The sequence below is a fragment of the Larkinella sp. genome, assembly GCF_965227735.1.
Taxonomy (GTDB): Bacteria; Bacteroidota; Bacteroidia; order Cytophagales; family Spirosomataceae; genus Larkinella.
Genome location: NZ_OZ245776.1, coordinates 7,160,055 through 7,179,117, shown reverse-complemented (window position 1 = coordinate 7,179,117; position 19,063 = coordinate 7,160,055). Strand labels below are relative to the sequence as shown.

Below are 19,063 nucleotides of genomic sequence, written 5' to 3'. Positions count from 1 at the left end.
CCCGGTCCTCTTTCGGGATGTCGATGAACGCAATGAACCACGACCTTTACACGGCCGACGACTTTTTGCTCGATGATAGTTTTGTGGCCTATCGCCAGGGAACCGACCCGGCGGCAACAGCCTACTGGACGGAATGGCAGCGTCGCAAACCGGATAATCTGCCAGCGTTTCGGGAAGCCGAACGGCTGCACAGCCTGCTCAGTGGCCACAAACCGGGTCTGGAAGCGTCCTTGCAGGAATTGAAAACCCTCCTGGCCGACCGTCAATCGAACACCGCCCCCACCATCGTCGATTTTCAACCCATACGAACCCGTTTCCAAACCGGCTGGTGGGTCGCTGCGGCTTCGGTGCTGGTCATGCTGGGATTGGGTGGCTACTGGCTCTGGCAGAACCAGACGGTTTCGTACCGCACCGACTACGCCCAGCAGAAAACGATCACCCTGCCCGATGGTTCCACCGTTACGCTCAACAGCCATTCTGAACTCAGCCACCGGCGGCATTGGGCATCCGGCGAAAACCGCGACGTCACCCTCACCGGCGAAGGCTATTTCTCGGTCCGCCATTTGGAAGCCGATGTACCGTTTCGGGTTCACAGCAAAAGCGCGTTCACGGTGGAAGTCTTGGGTACGGAATTTAGCATGACCAGCCGCAGCGACCTTCACCGCGTGGTGTTGAACCGGGGTAAAGTGCAGGTCAGCGGTTCGGACCGCAGCCCGGCCCTGACGCTGGTGCCGGGGCAACTGGCCGAGCTTGACTCCGCGACCGGCCAACTGATCCGGCGGAACGTGTCGGCGGAACGCTATTCAGGCTGGCTTCGGAATCAACTGGTTTTTGATGAGGTCACTCTTCCGGAAGCCGTTCGGCAGGTGGAAGAGCAGTTTGGGATCGACGTTCGATTCGATCCGGCGGAGTCCGGTACTCGGCGGTTTTCGGGTATTTTACCGCTGAAAGACCCTGAAACAGTAGTGAAGACACTAGCGGTTTATCATCAATTGAAAATAACCAGACAGGGAGACGCCTATTTGCTGAACCGGTGAAGGTGCTGCGACAGATTTTCAGGTTTGCCAACAAACCGTTCCAGGTTGGGCTATGCGGTTTGCTGATCGGGTCACTGCTGACCGGAACGAAGACCCGTGCGCAGTCGGAACAGACCCTGGAAGATTTCCTGAAAACTCTGAACCAGAAACGCGGAACGTATTTTTTGTACGACGAAAAGCTGCTGAAAACCATCCGGGTAACGGCTCCGATCCCGTGGAAAGCCGACACCCGAACCCTGCTGGAAAGCGCCCTGTCGGGAACCGGCCTGACCTTCCGGCGCGTCGACGACTGCTACCTGATCGAACCCGCAGCGCGCCCGTTGCCCCGCCCCCAGCCCACTGGCCAGACGCCTGCCCGACGGTTTACAATCAGTGGATTTGTGCGGGAAAAAGGTAGCCGGGAGCAGGTGAACGGCGCCACAGTTTACGTCGACAAAACCGTCGCCACCACCAATCCATACGGGTATTATTCCTTGACCATCGCCGAACGCGACACCGTGGAACTGGTGGTTTCGATGGTAGGCTACCGGCGTTTTTACCGGAGATTGCCTTTACCCGGCTCGACCTCCCTTGATATTGAACTGACTTCCAACACCTTGCTGGACGAAGTGGTGCTGACCAATACCGCCGGGGCGCGGGCGTTCAGTTCGTCGCAGACCGGCCAGTTGACGCTCCCGGCCCTCCAGATTCGGAACACCCCGGCCTTGCTGGGTGAAAAAGATGTCCTGAAAACGCTGCAATTCGTGGCGGGTATTCAGCCGGGATTGAGTGGTCAGGTCGGCCTGCACGTTCGCGGGGGTGGTGCCGATCAGAATCTGCTTTTGCTGGACGAGGCCCCGGTTTACAACGCCAATCACCTGTTCGGCTTTTTTTCGGCCTTCAACGCCGATGCGCTGCAAACCGTTACGCTGCAAAAAGGCGGTTTTTCGTCCCGCTATGGGGGTCGCCTGTCGTCGGTGGTCGACATGACCATGCGCGAAGGCAACAAACAGCAATGGCATGGCGCCGTCGGAACGGGCATCGTGGCTTCCCGGCTTTTGCTCGAAGGTCCGCTGATCCGCGAGAAAGCGTCGTTTCTGCTCGCGGCCCGGCGCTCCAACCTCAGCCCGGTTCTCGGCGACTTCGTCGCGTCGGTCATCGACGATTATACCGGAACCGCCTGGCGGGCCAATTTCTACGACATCAACGCGAAGATGAATTTCGATCTGAACCGGCGCAACAAGCTGTACCTCAGCGGGTATTTCGGGCGCAACTATTTCGGTGGTGGCGACAGCCTGAACCGGTCGCAACGCTGGGTGAACGTGCTGACGTGGCAGAACCAGACCGGGAACTTGCGCTGGAATCACCTGTTTTCCGAAAAATTATTCAGCAATACCGCGCTGGTTTTCAGCCGGTACAACTTTGAAACGCACCGGAAAAACATCAGCACCGAAGGCGAAACGTCCGGACAAGTGACGGATTTGTGGCGGTATTTCGATGGCATCACAGACCTGACCCTGAAAACCGACTTTGACTACTTTCCCTCCGCCAACCACCATCTTCAATTCGGGCTGATCAATACCGTTCGGTCGTATCGGCTCAATGGCGTTCAGGTTGTCACGCTCTCGGCCCTCGGCAATCAGTCGGGTCTGGAAAAAACCGAGTCGGTCGAAACAGCCGCCTACGCCGAAGACCACTGGACCCTCGGCAAACGCATCAAACTCAGCGCCGGGGGGCATATCACCCAATACCGCATCCGGCAAAAAGCCTTCCTGCGCGCCGAACCCCGCGTTTCGGCGGCCGTTCAGATCCGGGAAAAGCAGGCGGTTCGGGCATCATTTTCTGACATGAACCAGTTCATTCATCTTCTCTCCAACACGGGCCTGGGGTTGCCGACGGATTTATGGGTACCGGCCACCGACCTTATCAAACCGCAGCGGTCGCGGCAGGTCGTGCTTGGGTTCATCCACGATTTCAACCCACGCTGGCAATTGACCGTAGAAGGCTACCGCAAGTGGATGCGCCATGTCATCAGTTACCAGGAGGGCGCGGATTTCATCGGCATCACCAGTGCCGTTCGCGCCAGCGAAATCAGTTGGGAGCGCAACATCACCGCTGGTAATGGGCAGGCATCCGGCCTTGAAACGACGCTGCAATCTCGCTCGGGACGCCTGACCGGATCGCTCAATTACACCTGGTCCGTGACGCGCTGGCAGTTTCCCGAACTCAACAACGGCAACGCCTTTTATCCCTTGCACGACCGCCGTCACAGCGTTTCGGTCACGGGTTTGTATGCGTTCAGCCCCCGGCTCCGGCTGTCGGCGGCCTGGACGTTCAGTTCCGGCAACCCGTTTTCGGTGCCGGTTTCGGGCGTTCCCAGTTTTGGTCATCTGGGACTCGGCAAGGCGGATCTGGTCATCACCCCAACGGAACAACTCTTTGGCACCGAATCACCGCTGGTTCAGGTCCGGACGTCGTTCAGCAACTTCCGGGCCGAAGCCAACCACCGGCTGGACCTGAATCTTCAAGCCGATTTAGGGCGTCGGCGGTTCAAACACCGGGTGGAAGTGGGGGCCGTCAATGCCTACGGACGCCGGAATCCGTTTTCGTATAATCTGATGATCAACCCCGCCGGGCAGCTTTCACTCCGTCGGGTGGCTTTGTTTACGTTTGTTCCATCGCTCAACTACCTGATTTCATTCTAAACCGATGCGCCCACTCCTCGCCCTGTTTCTGATCGTTCTAACGGGTAGCTGCATTCGCTCGGTCGATGAACTGTCCGTAGACGCGCTGCCCATCGACCGGGTGACTAAACCCAACGTGATCTGTTTTATTTCCCCGCAGGACACGGTTTTAGCAGCCAAAATTGCCATGTCGGAGCCCCAGATCGTGTCTTCCTTTGCGCCCTCGCTGGTGGTGAAAGATGCGGTGGTGTTCCTGAGCGACAGCACCCGAACCATTCAGTTGATCTACGACGACAAGCTGAATTATTACCGTGCCTTGCCCCAGGGCCGGTTTTCCATCCGGCCGGGCGTGACGTATCGGCTGACGGTGAGCATGACCGGAAACCGCCGGGTGACAGCCGAAGCTACCGTCCCCCACGCTGTGCCCATCGACCGCATCGCCCTCGACTCGGTGGTCACCCGAAACAGCGCCAATGCCGCCCTGACCAACTACACGACGACGATTTTCTGGAATTCACCGGATAAAGAGATCGCCGGAAACCGTACGAATTATTACCGGGGCTGGGCAGAAATCGATCAGGCCATTTGCGAAGAAGGCACTGGTCGTGTTCTGGAAAACCGGCTGGGTCGGCCCACGTTTTTTGTGGACCGCGAAACCGGCCGCGCTGGCGTCGAGCGACTGATGACGGGTTCGCATTCGCTGCTCACTGCCCCCAACACCATCACCCGGACCAACCGAATTCGGGTGGGACTGCTGACAACCGACGAAAATTATTACCGTTACCACACCACACTGCGGGAGCAGTTTACCAACCAGGGGCAGTATTTTGTGGAACCAACGGTGTTGTTTTCCAACATTGCCGGTGGCTATGGCGTGTTTGCCGCTTACAATGGTGCGTATGTCACCCTGAATGACCCCGCCAGTATCATCAACTAAAACAAAGTCGGCCGGTTAGGTAATTCCAACCGACCGACTTTAGTGTTTTTGGACTTATCTTAACGCGAGCTATGAGATTTATTCATTAACCACAAGCTTATTAAGTACCAGAGGTACGACATGTTTCCGGGTCGCCGGTGCGATAGCAAAACGAATCACCCGATTCCTCCCTCGTACCCAAGGGCACGAGGGAGGAATCGGGTGATTCGTTTTGCTATCGCACCGGCGACCCGGAAACATCAGTCCGCTACGCGGCCAATAATCCCATCGTTCGCGTTATTTCAAATACCGGAAGTCTTCGTTTCCTTTTACCGCCAGCAGGGTTTCATAAATCAGTTTGATCACCGCCTGAACGTCGTCCATGTGTACGGTTTCAACCGTCGTGTGCATGTATTTGAGCGGCAACGAAATCAGGGCCGAAGCACTGCCTTCCGCGGCATAGGCAAACGAGTCGGTATCGGTTCCGGTGGAACGGCTAACCGCCTGACGCTGAAAGGCAATCTCTTTATCCTGCGCCACTTGAATGATGAAGTCCCGCACTTTGTTCTGCACCGCCGGGCCGTAGCAAATCACCGGGCCGCCACCGGCTTTCAGGTCGCCCTGCTCCTTTTTGTCGTACTTGGGCGACTGCGTATCGTGCGTCACATCCGTGATAATGGCCAGATCGGGCTTGAGCCGCCGGGCAATCATTTCGGCACCGCGAAGGCCAATCTCCTCCTGTACGGCGTTCACAATGTACAGGGTAAAAGGCAGTTGTACACCGTTTTCCTTTAATTGCCGGGCCACTTCGGCAATCATGAAACCGCCCATCCGGTTGTCGAGTGCCCGACCGACGTAATACCGGTTGTTCAGCTCGAATAGTCCTTCAGCGAAGGTGCAAACCGTCCCGACGTGAATGCCCATTTCGAGCACTTCGTCTTTTGTCAGGGCACCCACGTCGATGAACAGATCCGTCACTTTCGGGGCAACGTCTTTCGCCAGATCACGCACATGAATGGCCGGCCAGCCGAATACGCCCGGCACCTGACCGTTGGCCGTGTGCAGATTCACCCGCATCGACGGCGCAATCAGGGCGTCGGAACCGCCGTTGCGCCGGACGTAAATGTAGCCGTCGTCGGAAATAAAGTTGACAAACCACGAAATTTCGTCGGAATGCGCTTCGATCACGACTTTGTAAGGCGTCTGATCGGCGGGTGTTACGCCATTGATCACCCCGACGACGGTTCCGTATGTATCGACAATGTACTCATCAATATACGGTTTGAGGTAATCCAGCCAGATTTGCTGTCCCGACGATTCGAAGCCCGTGGGGGAGGCATTGTTGAGGTACGTATAAAGGAAATTTTTACTGGATTCGGTCATTTGCTTATTTAGTTGATCAATTGCCCCGTTCCCCTGAAGGGGACTTTTAGCATCCGGTTAAGTGATGTCCAAGTCCCCTTTAGGGGAACGGGGCAGTGTGATCCCAAACCAAACAAAAACGGTCGACAATTCCCACCTTGCCGACCGTTTTTTGAAGCGGTATTTTTTAAAATGCCACGCGGTAACTCAAAACAGGAATCAGGGGCGTCATATAACTGGTTTTGATCAACCCGGTGCGGGGTTCGAAATACTGCCCGAAAATATTCTGCCGGTTGGTCGCATTCTGAAGGTCCAGCGACAGCGTGCGGGTCGAATGCGGGCGGTTTCGCTTCCAGCTCAGCCGCACATCGGTCCGGAAATAATTGGGCAATTTCCGGGTATACGACTGACTGTCAACATACACCGTCTCCTGTTTACGAATGGACTCGACGATGTCGATGGGTGTGGTCCGGTAACCGCCGTAATAGGTCAGTTTGAGATTCAGCCCCAGCACATTCCGGCCCGATTCGCCCAGCACCCACTCCTTCCCGCCCTGAAAACTAAAGGCGTATTTGCCGTTAAACCGGGTGTCGCGCCAGATGCCATCCGACCCCCGATAGCGGGAATCGTAGAGTGAAGACGACAGCAGAAAATAGACGTTGTTGTGTAAAAACTGCTCCAGCGTCAATTCCAGGCCGTAATTTTTACCAATTCCTTTGTTCACAAGCCGGTCGGTGGTCAGGCCGTCGATGCTGTTCACCATCGCAAAAGCATCCTTCGCGTCGGCACTGATTGGAATGTTGAACAGCGACTGGTAATATGATTCGGCTTTCACGCGTAGGTGATCGTTGAGCAGCCAGTCGTAGGCCAGCACCAGGTGGTGCGAGCGCGTAAAGCCCAGATTGCGGTTGGTCGGCGCACCATTTTCCGCCGGTTGGGCTGCAAAATAAGTTGCCAGATTCTGAATCTGACTGTGTAACCCATAGCCCAGGCTCAGTGAATGACCCGGCACCATTGCCCAGCGCACCGATCCGCGGGGTTCGAGCGCATCGGTATTGTTCAGCATCAGCCGGAGGTAATGTAGCCCGGCGTTGAACGTCAGTTTTTCGGTCATGCGGTAATTCCATTGTCCGTAGGCCTGCACCGTGGCCGTCTGATCGTTCGTCTGAATTTGCGTGGTGAGCGCATTTTGCCCTTCCAACCGCTCCTTCCGCTCCAGATTGAAACCCAGAACCGAGCCCGTTACCCCGGCGCGCAACGTGTGTTGGGCGTTGAATTTATAGGTCAGGGTGGAAGACGCGATTTGTTTCCGAATGCGGTAGGCTTCGCGCATTTGCAGCAGCGGCACATACCCGGTTTCCAGCGATTCATTTTCGTAACCGGTTTGGTAGCCCGAGAATAGCGCAACGGTTTTCAGAAAGGCTTTTTTGCTGAGGCTGATCGAATGCGTAGCACCAACGGCACCGGTTTTGGCAAAAAAATGGTCGTTGTAGCGTTCATAATCATTTTCCCACTTCGTCGAATCTTTCACGGCATCCATGTCACTGTTGCTCAAACCGCCGAAGCCGAAAACTGTAAAGTGGCCCGCTTTTCCCGCCGGAAAGGATAGATTGAAGGACAAATCCTGAAAAACATTGGCTGCTCCCCCAATATTGACGCCTATTTTTGACAGCAAGCCCAGGGTCGAATACCGGTAATTGAAGAGATACGACCCTTTGTAACTCTTCGAAAACGGGCCTTCGCTGGCCACATCGATGCCCAGAACACCCGCCTGAATGGTGTGTTCGCGTTTGGAATTGTTTCCTTTCCGCAGTCGCAAATCGAAGACGCCGGAGAGTGCATTGCCGTATTCGGCCGGGAAAGCGCCCGTCATGAAGTCCGAATTGGCCAAAAGCTGGGCGCTCAGGATGGAAATACCGCCCCCGGCTGATCCCAGGTTGGCAAAGTGGTTGGGGTTCGGAATTTCGACGCCTTCCATGCGCCACAGCAGACCCGTCGGCGCGTTGCCGCGAATCACGATCAGGTTGCTGCCATCGTCGGCACTGACCACCCCGGCGTAGGCCGTCGCCATCCGGGCCGGATCGTTGACGGCGGCCGCAAACTTCTGGGTTTCCTCCACCGAGAACGTCCGGGCACTCACGGCGGCCATCTCGTTCAGCGGTTTGTCTTTCTCGATTTGCGGCCGAACCGTCACTTCATTCACCGTCACAATGGCTTCTTCGAGCGCCACGTTGAGCACCAGTTCTTTCCCGGCATCGACCACGATGTTCGACAAAATCAGTTCTTTGTAGCCCAGACTCGTGATTTTCAAACTGTGTCGCCCTACCGGTATTTGCGACAGTCGAAACGAACCATCAGCGTCGGTGGTGATGCCTTTGAGCGGATTGGAGTTTAGAACAAGAACCGTTGCGCCGGGCAGGGCGGTTTGCAGGCTTTGGTCGACCACAGTTCCCCGAATGGTTTGTGTGTAGGTTTGGGCGTAGGCATTTTGCAGGAAAACACCCGTTAGAATGGCGAGAATAAAGGTCCGAACGTGCATGAGGATTTGTTGTTGTAGGTATGCCGTCATGACAGCTACCTTGTCCATTACCCCTATGCCGTTGCTGTATTTTTTATCTCGCCTGAATCTTCTTCCATTTTTTTTAAAGCGCCTATTCTTTCCGAACCCGATCCCGTTCGTCCATCGATCCGGCCTTCCGCTGGCTCTTTTTATTCGAATGTATATCGCCAAACGAGCGGGAATAGGTCAGCTTTATAATAGGCCATTGGGTCGATTCGGTATTGACCTGAACGTGGTTTTTAATTGAAAAAGCTTCCTGTGTCAGCGTTCCGTAATAAGGATTAATTTGAAGGGTTCTTAAAATATCCGTTATCGAAAACTGAAAGCTTCCAGCGTCGTTTCTTAGCTCCTTTTTAACACCAGCATTTAAAGCACCAAATCCGGTTACTTTTATCGATCCGTTATAGGCGGTTGAGTTGTACCATCCGGATAGTTCAGCCGAAAACCGGCCCGGTAATTTAAACGTCTGGCTGAAATTGACGGAATACCCAAAATACGATTTCTCGATCGGTATTCGCGTGTGCTCGACACGAAATTGTCGCAAACCGCCTATAAAACTATAATTCATCATCCACCAGTTGTTAAGCTTCCAGGGAAGACTGGTTTGAAATGTCAGGTTATTCTGCCAAGCCAGGTTTTGTGGAGAAACATACAGCAAATTCCGGGCTTCGCGTTCGGTGATCTGATACCGGGCAATGGGGTGCTTGTCGCGGCTGAAAAGCAGGGAAAACGAGTAACTCCGGAACGTATATCCGAGTTTCAGATTGCTGGTAAGGGTCGGTTTTAAAGCCGGATTCCCGCTGTAAACCGCCGTGGGATCGCTATACAACACGTAGGAAGCCAGATCATTGTACGAAGGCCGGCTGATTCGTTTGGTATACGAAAGCTGCCATTCCGCGTTCGGATTGACTTTTTTGGAAACCAACACCGTGGGAAACCACGCCCCCAACCGCCGATCGATCGTATTGTCACCGGTTTTCGGGTCGTCCATCCGCGTCTGCGAATACTCGTACCGAACCCCAGCCGCCACCTGAATCGTGGTATTGAACTGCGTATTAACGGAAGCATAAGCCGCCCCGATCCGCTCCTTCATTCGGATGGTAGTCGTCGTTTCAGACCGACCGATCCATTCCCCATCAACCTGGCTCTCAATGCCCGAAACGCTGGAACCGCCGGAATACGTCGCTTTCAAACCGGTTTCAATTTTTAGTTTTGTGGTAATCGGTCTGGTATAATCGGTTTTAAAAACGCCCACGTGAAATAACGTATGAGCGAAACTTTTCTGACGGGGAGAAAAGAGACTATTATCCGTACCGACCGCTGTTCCGTCTCGGTTTTGAAATGAATTTTGTACCTCAGAGGGGTTATCATTTTTAAAATATAAATAATCCAGATCGGTCGTAACTTTTTCGCCCGGTCGTAATTCCCGTTCCAGATAAACCGAAGACGTAAGCGTATTCCACAGATTAACGCCCTTCACCTCGCCCTTAAACAACAAAAGGGAATCGGGTAAAATGGTATAGGTAGCCCCGGCATAGCGGGCGGGAGATGAGGTGTTCCTGTTGAAATTAATACTCCCCCCGACACCGGTTTTTGTATTGATTTTATAATCGATTCCTACGGTGGCATTGTGGTTATTTTGCACCGCCGTTGTCGTATCCCAGGCCACAACATCGAGTCGTCCTCCAAACACCGGCATGTCCTGCGAACTCAGAATAAACAGATCCGTATACGTCCGGTCGTGGGAAAATAAATACGAACCGTACAGATCCAGTTTTCCGGTATTATGAGAAAGCGTAACACTGCCGCTTCCTTTTTCGCCCCAGCCATATCCGCCCGTTGCGGAGACGGAACCATTGGTGCCCTGTTGTTTCGATTTCTTCGTGACAATGTTGATCAAACCGGCATTTCCTTCCGCATCATACCGCGACGGGGGCGTGGTCAATAACTCGATCGTTGAAATCTCATTGGCACTCATGCCATTGAGCAAAACGACCACCTGCGCCAGCGGGAGTCGCATCAGTTTTCCGTTCAGCATCACCATTACCCCGCTTTTCCCGTTCAGCATCAGGCTGTTGTTCTGGTAATCGATCACCACACCGGGCGACCGCTCCAAAACACCCAAAACCGAACTCCCTTTGCTCATCAGGCTGCTTTCTACGTTGACGATAGTGCCCGCAACCTGCTGTTCAAACAGCGGTTTTTCCGCCCGAACCACCACTTCGCCCAGTTGCCGGGTATCTTCCCGCATCATCAGGGTTCCAAAATCTTTGCCTGATCGTGATGCTGCCAGTTCAAAAACCGGCGAATGCCAGGTCTGATACCCCACGCTCGTAAACCGCAGGAGGTAGGTTCCGGGCGTGTTGTTGTCCATTCGAAACGCGCCCTGTTCGTCCGTTAATGAACCTTTGACCAGTGTAGAATCGACCGGATTTAAGAGGAGAATACTGGCAAACGGAATGGGTTGCCCCGCTGAGGTGGTGAATGTGCCGGTCAGTTGACCAAAACCGTTCGCCAGCAGGCAACTGGTAAACAGGCAGGAGAAAAAAAATCGCATCATCGGTAGTTGCTGTTTTCAGGGTGATCGATTTTCACGGAAACACCGGACAAACCGGGTCACCGCTTCAATCGATCGACAAGAAAGCCGTTGTTTAAACCATGCTGAAAACCGGTTGACAACCCGTAGCATCCGATTGACGAACGACAGCATTCAGAGTAAAATGAATGGGAAGGCTCAAAAAGTGAAGCGGAATGCCTTTCATATAGCCACGCAACCCCTTTGTCAATTAGTTCAGGCGTTTCATATCGAAAATGAATAAATCCGCCGGGAATTGGGTATTTTGGGTATGGGTTAATCATTTTTGAAATGAACGCACTGGCACTCGGCAGATCAAATCAGCACTGGTTTTTTAAATACAGACTCTACCACATTCCGTTCTGGTTTCTCTACAATTACCTCTGGTGGGCCATTGCCGTGGGCAATCCGTATAAAGCTGCGGCCAATATTTTTTTTACACCTTTTTCCGTAAAATTTCTTTTCTACTTCATTTTCCAGGCACTGGCAGCCTATTTCAATCTCTATTATCTCATTCCAAAGTATCTGGAGAAAAACCGCCTTTTGGCGTATATGACATTCCTGTTGCTGACCATAGTCGTTGCCTCATTCTGCATCATTCCGGGGTATTATTTTAGTGCTTATTTGTCCGGAAAAACACTTAATGAGTTGTACGGGGGTGGCTCTGAAGCGGACTGTTTTTACAAGTTTCTGAACAATGCGTTTTCATCAACCGTAGCGAGTATGACCCTGGCGATGAGTATAAAACTCACCAAGAACTGGGTGGAAACCCGACAACGGCAACAATTGCTCGAAAAAGAAAAACTGGAGACGGAACTGAAGTTTTTAAAATACCAGTTCAATCCGCACTTCCTGTTTAACACCATCAATTCCATCTTTTTTCTGATTCATAAAAACCCGGATATGGCATCGGATTCGTTGGCTAAATTTTCGGAATTACTGCGGCATCAACTGTACGAATGCAATGACCAGAAAATACCACTGACCAAAGAAATCACGTATCTGGAAAACTTTATCGAACTGGAAAAACTCCGTCAGAACAACAACATCGAGGTCACTTTTCAGGCGGATTTTCAACCCGACGAACCTTTGGAAATTGCGCCGTTCATTCTGATGAATTTTGTAGAAAATGCGTTTAAGCACGTTTCGAAACTAACCGATCAACCCAACTGGATTCGGATCGATCTCCGGCTTGATCAGCGCAACCTTTGTTTCGCGGTTTCGAACAGCACTTCACCCAGTAGCGCCAGCGATGTGATGCACTACGGCGGTATTGGCATTAAAAACGTACAAAGAAGGCTGGATTTAATCTACCCGGATCGTCACGTTCTGTCTATTCTAAACCGGGATAACCGATTCGATGTGCAGCTTCAGCTCACCTTGTCTGAACTGGAAATTCATCACGTGCTGGAAACGGCGAGCTGATGCTACAAAAAACGATGTATTAAAAACCGCATCCCATGATGAATTGTGTGATTATTGATGATGAACCACTGGCCCGGGAAGGCATTGCCAATTATGTGCGGGAGATCGATTTTCTGAATCTGGTTCAGACCTGCCAAAATCCCGTTGAGCTGATCAAATTGCTGGATGAACACCGGATCGATCTGCTTTTTCTGGACATTCAAATGCCGAAAATGAACGGGATCGATTTCCTGAAAATCGTACAAAATCCGCCGATTGTGATCATCACGACGGCCTTTCCGAGCTACGCCCTGGAAAGTTTTCAGTTGAATGTGCTGGACTATTTACTGAAACCCATCACTTTCGACCGGTTTTTTAAAGCGGCCAACAAAGCCAAAGAATACTTTCAGCTCATCACAAAACCGGCGCATACCGACCTGCAAAAAGCCGACCTGAATGCGGATTATTTCTTTATTAAATGCGAGAATAAATACGAAAAAATCCAGTTTTGTGATATTCTCTATATTCAGGGATTACAGAATTACGTCACCATTTATACCCGGAAAGGAAAGTATGTAACGCTCCTTTACCTGAAAAATCTGGAGCAGAATTTAGACTCGAAATCGTTTATCCGGGTGCATAAATCCTACCTTGTTTCTATCGATAAAATTGAAGCCATCGATGGAAATGAGATTATCATTCAATCACACCGCATTCCCATCAGCCGACATTACCGGGAGCAAATTATTCAACAGGTCGTGAAAACGAAGCTCTGGATCAAATAATAGTTTATCGGTTGCAAAACCGCAATGCCGCCTGAAAACCGACCCAGCCCGTCGAAAATGTGTTCACCACATTGGAGGAATTGTTGAAGAGTGGCACATCGAAGCGCGTGGCCGGTTTGGCGCGGGTGTAGTCACTCAGGTATAAATTGACGGAAGGTCCAACGGCAAGGGCAATGCCCCGGGTCAGTTTTTTCTCGATTCCCATGTTCAGGCGAACCAGCGTGTTCCACTCGCCCCAGTTGAACTGGTCGTCCGCACTCAGTACGTTTCCGGTCAGGTCAAAATTCAGCATCCAGCCCCGCTTCAGGTCCACCGCCGTACCGAGTCCGTAGCCCAGACTCCAAAGCGGTTTTCCGGTTACGCCCAGATTAGAACCGCCGGTGAAGATGTTGTAGAACCGCTGAACGCCGGTTTTGAAAGTCAGGTTGGTCGTCATCACCTCGTCGGTCGAAATTTCCAGCCGCCGGTAGCCGTTCCGGTGAACGTAGCTGAACAGACCGAAAGGTGTCGTTTCCGACGAACCGGCGATGTTGACCAATGCAATCTGGTGTCCCCGAACCACCTTCGTTGCGTAGTTCAGAAAACCGCTGAGCTGCCAGCCCGACAGTTCGCCCACGGCGATGTTGGTGAAGCCCGCCAACTGAAAACCCGCCATGTTTCCACCGGTTATGTTTCCGTAGCCCGACAACTGAAAACCGGTCATCGAGCGGGCGGCAATGTTGGTGAAGCCCGCCAGTTGAAAACCGCTCATGTCGTCGACAACGATGTTGCCAAAACCGGCCGCCTGAATGCTTTCGGACATTTTGCCCATCGTCATGTTGTAAAAACCGGCCGCCTGAATGCCCTGCACGTTTCCAACAACGGTGTTGCCAAAACCGGCGGCCTGAATGCCCAGCACCTCGCCCCGAACCCCGTTGAAGAAACCGGCCGCCTGAACCCCACCCAGGTTTTCACCCACGACATTGGCAAACCCGGCGACCTGAACCCCACCGACATCGCCCCGGACCATATTCATAAATCCACCCACTTCCAGGGCGGTAACCCCCAGCGAATACCCGGCGATCAGGTTCAGCGAATAGTGGTTGATGACCCGCCCGCTCAGCGTGTGGTTGGTGCCCACAAACGGCAACAGCGAAAACTGGATGTCGCGGTGAATGGTGTCGCCTGCCAGGTTGGCGTCGTGAACGGCCTGTCGGGTCGATTTAAACCAGTCGGCAAAATCGCTTTTGGTTTCTTCCAGCACCGACTTGCTTCGATCCCAGATGGTGGGGCCGGGCGTGCTGTTGCGGGGCGCGGGCGTCGAATCGACCGGGATGGCTACGGCAACCGGCTGCACCAGGATGGGCGTCGGACGCGTGGTGTCGATCGACGTCCGGACGGTCATGGGTTGCAGGGTCGTTTGCGACGGCAGGGGCGTCATCCCAATGTCGAGTTTATGCGTTTGCCGGGCGTTGATGGAAACGGTTTCGGAGAAATAATATTTCCGGCGAACCTCCAGCCGCACCGATGGAATTTCAGTCGATAGTTTGATGCGGTAATAGCCGTACGGGTTCGAAACGGTGGACGCGAGCGTGGTTTTTTCGTAAATACTGACCTGACTGACCCGCTGCCCGGTTTGGCGGTCAGTAATATACCCGTCCAGAATAAAACTTTTGGGTGCCTCGGCGGGCGGTTCGGCTTTTTGCAGAATGATGTGATTCCCGCGTGATTTGTAGGTGATGGTTCCCCGAAAAATCTGGTTCAGCAAGGCCCGGACGGAGTTGGTAGTCCTCAGACTCAGCGTACTGTTGGGATTGATGAGGGCGGCATTATAGGCAAAGGAAAATTGACCTTTATTACTGATGATTTTCAGGGCATTATCGATTCGCTCGTTGGTAAAATCGACCGAAACAACGCGCTCCAGGGGTGGAGTCGACTGGGCAACGGTTTTATGCAGTAAACCACAGGAAATCAGCAGGAAGAGCAAGATACGGATTGGGTACATCGTCAATGATACGTTTGGGTTGAAGACACCCTGAAAAGTCGTTACCCCTATGCAGGCAAGCATTCTTTGACTCATTTACTGCACTCGTTGCCCGCTTTGCCCTCTAGTGTAATGCGGTTACCATCCCGCTTAATGAGTAAACCCATCGCTTCCGCCGTAATTGACAGAACATTGTCCAGTTTTTCATTCTCGAAAGCCAGGGTAGACGTAAATTCGCAACGGCCCAACCGTTCGTTTGCCAGATGAATATCAGCATGATACACCTCGTTGAGCGTCTCCACGATTTTGCTCAGGGGTTCTTTGTCAAACACCAGCCGCCCGGTTTTGAAGGACAATGTATTGGCGTCGAACCGGAGTGCTTTGATGAGGGTGTCTTTCTTAGCATCAAAAACCGCCTGCTCATCTTTGACCAGGGTAACCTCTTTCGTTTTGGTTGAAAATTTCACTTTTCCGGTTCGCACCGCCACCCGTACGTCCGCTGTATACGCCCGGATGCTGAACGATGTTCCCAACACCTGAACGGTGGTGTTGCGAACCTGAATCCGGAAGGGTTTGGTCGGGTCGGGTTTGACATCGAAGAAAGCTTCGCCGGTCAGTTGAACCTCGCGGCTATCGTCGGCAAACGACTCGGGATACGTCAGTTTACTATCCCGGTTCAACAAAACCCGGCTGCCATCCGGCAGAATTTTCTCAATTTTCTGATCGGCGGTTACGGCAGCCACCTGAGCCACCGGAACGGTTTCGGTTTCTTTCGTGAAAAACCACAACAATCCCGACAACAAAACCACCGTTGCGGCTACGGCCCAGACCGGCGATTGCCACCAGCTACTGGTCCGGTTGCTCCGTATCGGGGTAATGGGCAGCGGTTTTATGACGGCTTCCGGCGGGGCTTCGGCCGGTTTTGTCGGGCTGAATTTATCCTCAGTTTCGGACGAAGACCGCATTTTGCCCCGCATTTTCTGCCAGGCCGCATCGGTATTGACCGGAATCGTGGGCGATTGGGCTTTCTGACTCAGTTTCCCGGCCGTATCCCAAATGCGCTCGAAGCGGTCGAATTCCTGACGTTCGGAGTTATCCTGATCCAGCCAGCGCTGAACCCGTTCCGTCTCGGCAGCATCGGTCTCCCCGGCCAGGAATTTCCCCAGCAGGTCGTCGTCGATTCGGTTTTCGGGTTGATCAGGCATTTATTTCTTAGAGTAAAGATTCAAGACATGAGATTAGAGATAAAATGATTTTCAGCGAGATACCCGTTTTTTTAGTCTATATTCTCTTGTCTCTCCTCTACTTTCTTAATTTAAAAAAAGCACCATCAAAACGGGCAGAAAATCCGCCAGTTCGGTTCGTAAAATGCGCAGGGCTTTCCCAATCTGGTTTTCCACGGTTTTGATGGAAAGCCCGAGTTGGTCGGCAATTTCCTGGTATTTCATCTCTTCAAACCGGCTCATCGAAAAAATCAGCCGGCATTGTTCCGGCAACCGCTGAATGGCCACCTGCAAACGATCCGACAACTCGCCGGCAATCAGCGACTGCATGGGCGCTTCCGCCGACGACTGGTACATCTCGACCTCATAAACCGCCTGCTCGCGGTGTTCCGACTGCACCGACAGATGCCGGATGCGGTTCAGGCAACGGTTGTGCACCGAACGATACAAATACGACTTCAGCGAAACCGTAATTTCCAGGGTGTCGCGTTTTTCCCAAACCGCCAGAAAAACCGCCTGCACCGCTTCTTCGGCATCATCCCAATCGTGCAGGAATGTGCGGGCATACTGGCACAACGAAGCGTAATGTTGCCGGAACACGGCCTCAAACGCGGGTTCGTCGCCCAGTCGTATCGCATGAATTAATTCCTGATCGGTCCGTTGCACGTAGTTGCGTCCGTTTTTTCGTGGCAAATCTACTACTCTTTTTTGAACCCGTATCTACTGCAACTACCGGTATGACACCCAAATGGTAGAATCCCCCCATGAATGGTAGATTTTTTTTCTAAACGGCAGGAAATTTTAACGCGTTTTATTCAAAGGTGCGCTAAGCGGGCTTGGGAATGGAAAAAGTTGGGGTTCCATGGCGGGCGTTGGGTGGGAAACGGCTGGGGCTTGATGCGTATCTATCCGATGAAATAACGATCCAGGAAAACTTTCAAATTGTATAAAACCGGTTGGCTGGCGTCCAAATTCCAAAGCTTTTCATTTAGGAAATCCCGCTTTTCTTCCTTCAAAAGTTCTTTCTGGCTCTTTGATGAGCCATGCAACGATTCTAAATAAGCAAAAATCTTGGCTTTGCGATTGGGCGTTGTGTATTTTCCGGAAGCTAACAAGCAATTTTCATAACCACGCCAGCAGTCGAAGAAATCGTGATTCGACGTATTGTATATTTTCTCGAGTACGGATTCCAGATCGCCTGAATCGGTATGATTGGGCCAAAGATAAAAATCAAAAATAAACTCGGCAGCCCATCCAGCCAGAATTTCTTTCCTAGCATCGGCATCCTGATCCGCATCGACTATAACAATGCTCCGAACACCGCTGTCCCGATTTTGCGCAAAATTCATTCTAGATAACCGTAATTTTTCCAATCGCACATCGATTCCGTTCAACAAATTGATATCCGCTTCAGTCAATTCTACCTTATACCAAGCTTTGATCAGATCCTGTAAGAACTTCCTGTCACTAATTCCTTCAACAAAAAACTGAACAGCAATCATCGGCGACCTCCTCTGGTATTTATATTATTTGCAATAGAAAACTCAAATTCTTCAAATGTGTATGTGTACGATTGCACAATACCATTTTTATCCTCTGCCATTAGAATGTTTCGGGCATCAGCCTGAAATTGCTGCATGTCGTTATCCTGCAAAGCTTCTATGAAAGCTTGCTGGCATTCTAGGCTATGGGTTGTAGCGAACAGTTGGACGTTGCACTGTTTACATAAGTTGACTATAGTTTTCCAATATTGCTTTAGCCCGCTAAAATGAATGCCGTTACTAACTTCATCAATCATTAACCGCTGGTTTTGCGAAATAATTATCTCCATTATTATTCTTGCCATCCTGACAGTACCTTCTCCATACTGAGTGATGTAACGAATATCATTTCTATCAGTAAGTGTAAAACCAATGAGTTCTTTGTCTTCAGAGATTCTATGCACCCTTATCTCTTCCAAATTTGGAATATAGTTGCGAATAATACTTTCAAGTTTTTTCCTATTTTCTTTGTTATTATTAAAATAGTTATAAAAAAAACCTACCATATCTGTCTCAATACCAATGTTTGCAGGAATAAAAGCACAGTATGATCCAACATCTATAAAAAAATTATTTATGCTTACAAATTGATATTTATTCGTTTTACTTTTCAATACAATTATCAGCCCATTAACTGAAGTAAGTATTAAATTATCCTGAATATATTTTTTTTCATCAATAGTTAAATTCTCCTTAAGTTTTACCTCAAATTGATATTGCTCATTATTAATATAAATCTTGATCGGATCTTCTGAATTTTTAAATATTAATTTCCAGAATTCAATTTTCTTAGCTCTGGTTTCGTCTTTATCATCAATCCCAAAAACTCCATTCTCTCTAAAAATAGCACATAAAATATAATTATAAACCATTTTTTTAGCATTTTCATCAAACGTCAACGCTTCCAAAACCGACGTCTTCCCCACATTATTATCCCCAACAATCAAATTAAATTGCCCCAGATTGGACATTTCAAACGAATCGAACCGCTTGAAATTCTCAATCTTGAAGTAGGTTAAATGCTGCTTTTCCAT

The 19,063-nt window shown here is 51.3% G+C and carries 13 protein-coding genes; 5 read left to right on the top strand and 8 right to left on the bottom strand.

Annotation, left to right across the window (positions count from 1 at the left end; all coding sequences use genetic code 11):
• Window positions 1–32: 32 nt before the first annotated feature.
• Genes ACO064_RS28360 through ACO064_RS28350 form a run of 3 tightly spaced genes read left to right on the top strand, consistent with a single transcriptional unit; the run spans window position 33 to window position 4,637 of the window.
• On the top strand, window positions 33–1,037 hold the full coding sequence (locus tag ACO064_RS28360; RefSeq protein ID WP_421830560.1) for a FecR family protein: 1,005 nt from the start codon (window positions 33–35) through the stop codon (window positions 1,035–1,037).
• A gap of 2 nt (window positions 1,038–1,039) precedes the next feature.
• Window positions 1,040–3,721, top strand: coding sequence for a TonB-dependent receptor (locus ACO064_RS28355; RefSeq protein WP_421830559.1), 2,682 nt, complete (start codon window positions 1,040–1,042; stop codon window positions 3,719–3,721).
• Window positions 3,722–3,725: 4 nt separating this feature from the next.
• Window positions 3,726–4,637 carry a DUF4249 domain-containing protein gene (locus ACO064_RS28350; protein ID WP_421830558.1) on the top strand — a complete coding sequence of 304 codons (912 nt, stop codon included), beginning with the start codon at window positions 3,726–3,728 and terminating at the stop codon, window positions 4,635–4,637.
• 276 nt (window positions 4,638–4,913) lie between these two features.
• Here ACO064_RS28350 and ACO064_RS28345 read toward each other — a convergent pair whose 3' ends face one another.
• The 3 genes from ACO064_RS28345 to ACO064_RS28335 form a co-directional block, all read right to left on the bottom strand.
• Complete coding sequence (locus tag ACO064_RS28345; protein ID WP_421830557.1) at window positions 4,914–5,999, bottom strand: M42 family metallopeptidase; 1,086 nt, start codon at window positions 5,997–5,999, stop codon at window positions 4,914–4,916.
• 166 nt (window positions 6,000–6,165) lie between these two features.
• Window positions 6,166–8,547, bottom strand: coding sequence for a TonB-dependent receptor (locus ACO064_RS28340; protein WP_421830556.1), 2,382 nt, complete (start codon window positions 8,545–8,547; stop codon window positions 6,166–6,168).
• Window positions 8,548–8,629: 82 nt separating this feature from the next.
• Entirely contained in the window at window positions 8,630–11,098 is a 2,469-nt protein-coding gene (locus ACO064_RS28335) for a TonB-dependent receptor domain-containing protein (RefSeq protein ID WP_421830555.1), read from the bottom strand.
• A 306-nt stretch (window positions 11,099–11,404) separates the two neighbouring features.
• On the opposite strand from ACO064_RS28335, the gene ACO064_RS28330 reads away from it, so the two are divergent.
• Window positions 11,405–12,538, top strand: coding sequence for a sensor histidine kinase (locus ACO064_RS28330; protein WP_421830554.1), 1,134 nt, complete (start codon window positions 11,405–11,407; stop codon window positions 12,536–12,538).
• A 35-nt stretch (window positions 12,539–12,573) separates the two neighbouring features.
• The gene (locus tag ACO064_RS28325) at window positions 12,574–13,302 is read left to right on the top strand and encodes a LytR/AlgR family response regulator transcription factor (protein ID WP_421830553.1); all 729 of its coding nucleotides are present in this window, start codon (window positions 12,574–12,576) and stop codon (window positions 13,300–13,302) included.
• Window positions 13,303–13,306: 4 nt separating this feature from the next.
• Here ACO064_RS28325 and ACO064_RS28320 read toward each other — a convergent pair whose 3' ends face one another.
• The 5 genes from ACO064_RS28320 to ACO064_RS28300 all read right to left on the bottom strand — a co-directional run bounded on the left by ACO064_RS28320 (window position 13,307) and on the right by ACO064_RS28300 (window position 19,063).
• Window positions 13,307–15,286: an STN and carboxypeptidase regulatory-like domain-containing protein gene (locus ACO064_RS28320; RefSeq protein WP_421830552.1), complete on the bottom strand. Its 1,980-nt coding sequence runs from the start codon at window positions 15,284–15,286 to the stop codon at window positions 13,307–13,309.
• Window positions 15,287–15,357: 71 nt separating this feature from the next.
• Window positions 15,358–16,470: a FecR domain-containing protein gene (locus tag ACO064_RS28315; RefSeq protein ID WP_421830551.1), complete on the bottom strand. Its 1,113-nt coding sequence runs from the start codon at window positions 16,468–16,470 to the stop codon at window positions 15,358–15,360.
• A 105-nt stretch (window positions 16,471–16,575) separates the two neighbouring features.
• Window positions 16,576–17,181, bottom strand: coding sequence for an RNA polymerase sigma-70 factor (locus ACO064_RS28310; protein ID WP_421830550.1), 606 nt, complete (start codon window positions 17,179–17,181; stop codon window positions 16,576–16,578).
• Between the two features lie 212 nt (window positions 17,182–17,393).
• Window positions 17,394–17,990 (bottom strand): DUF3226 domain-containing protein, encoded by a 597-nt coding sequence (locus tag ACO064_RS28305; RefSeq protein ID WP_421830549.1) that lies wholly within the window; start codon window positions 17,988–17,990, stop codon window positions 17,394–17,396.
• A complete protein-coding gene (locus tag ACO064_RS28300; RefSeq protein ID WP_421830548.1) occupies window positions 17,987–19,063 on the bottom strand; it encodes an AAA family ATPase in 1,077 nt (358 codons plus the stop codon). Before ACO064_RS28300 ends, ACO064_RS28305 begins: the two co-directional genes overlap by 4 nt.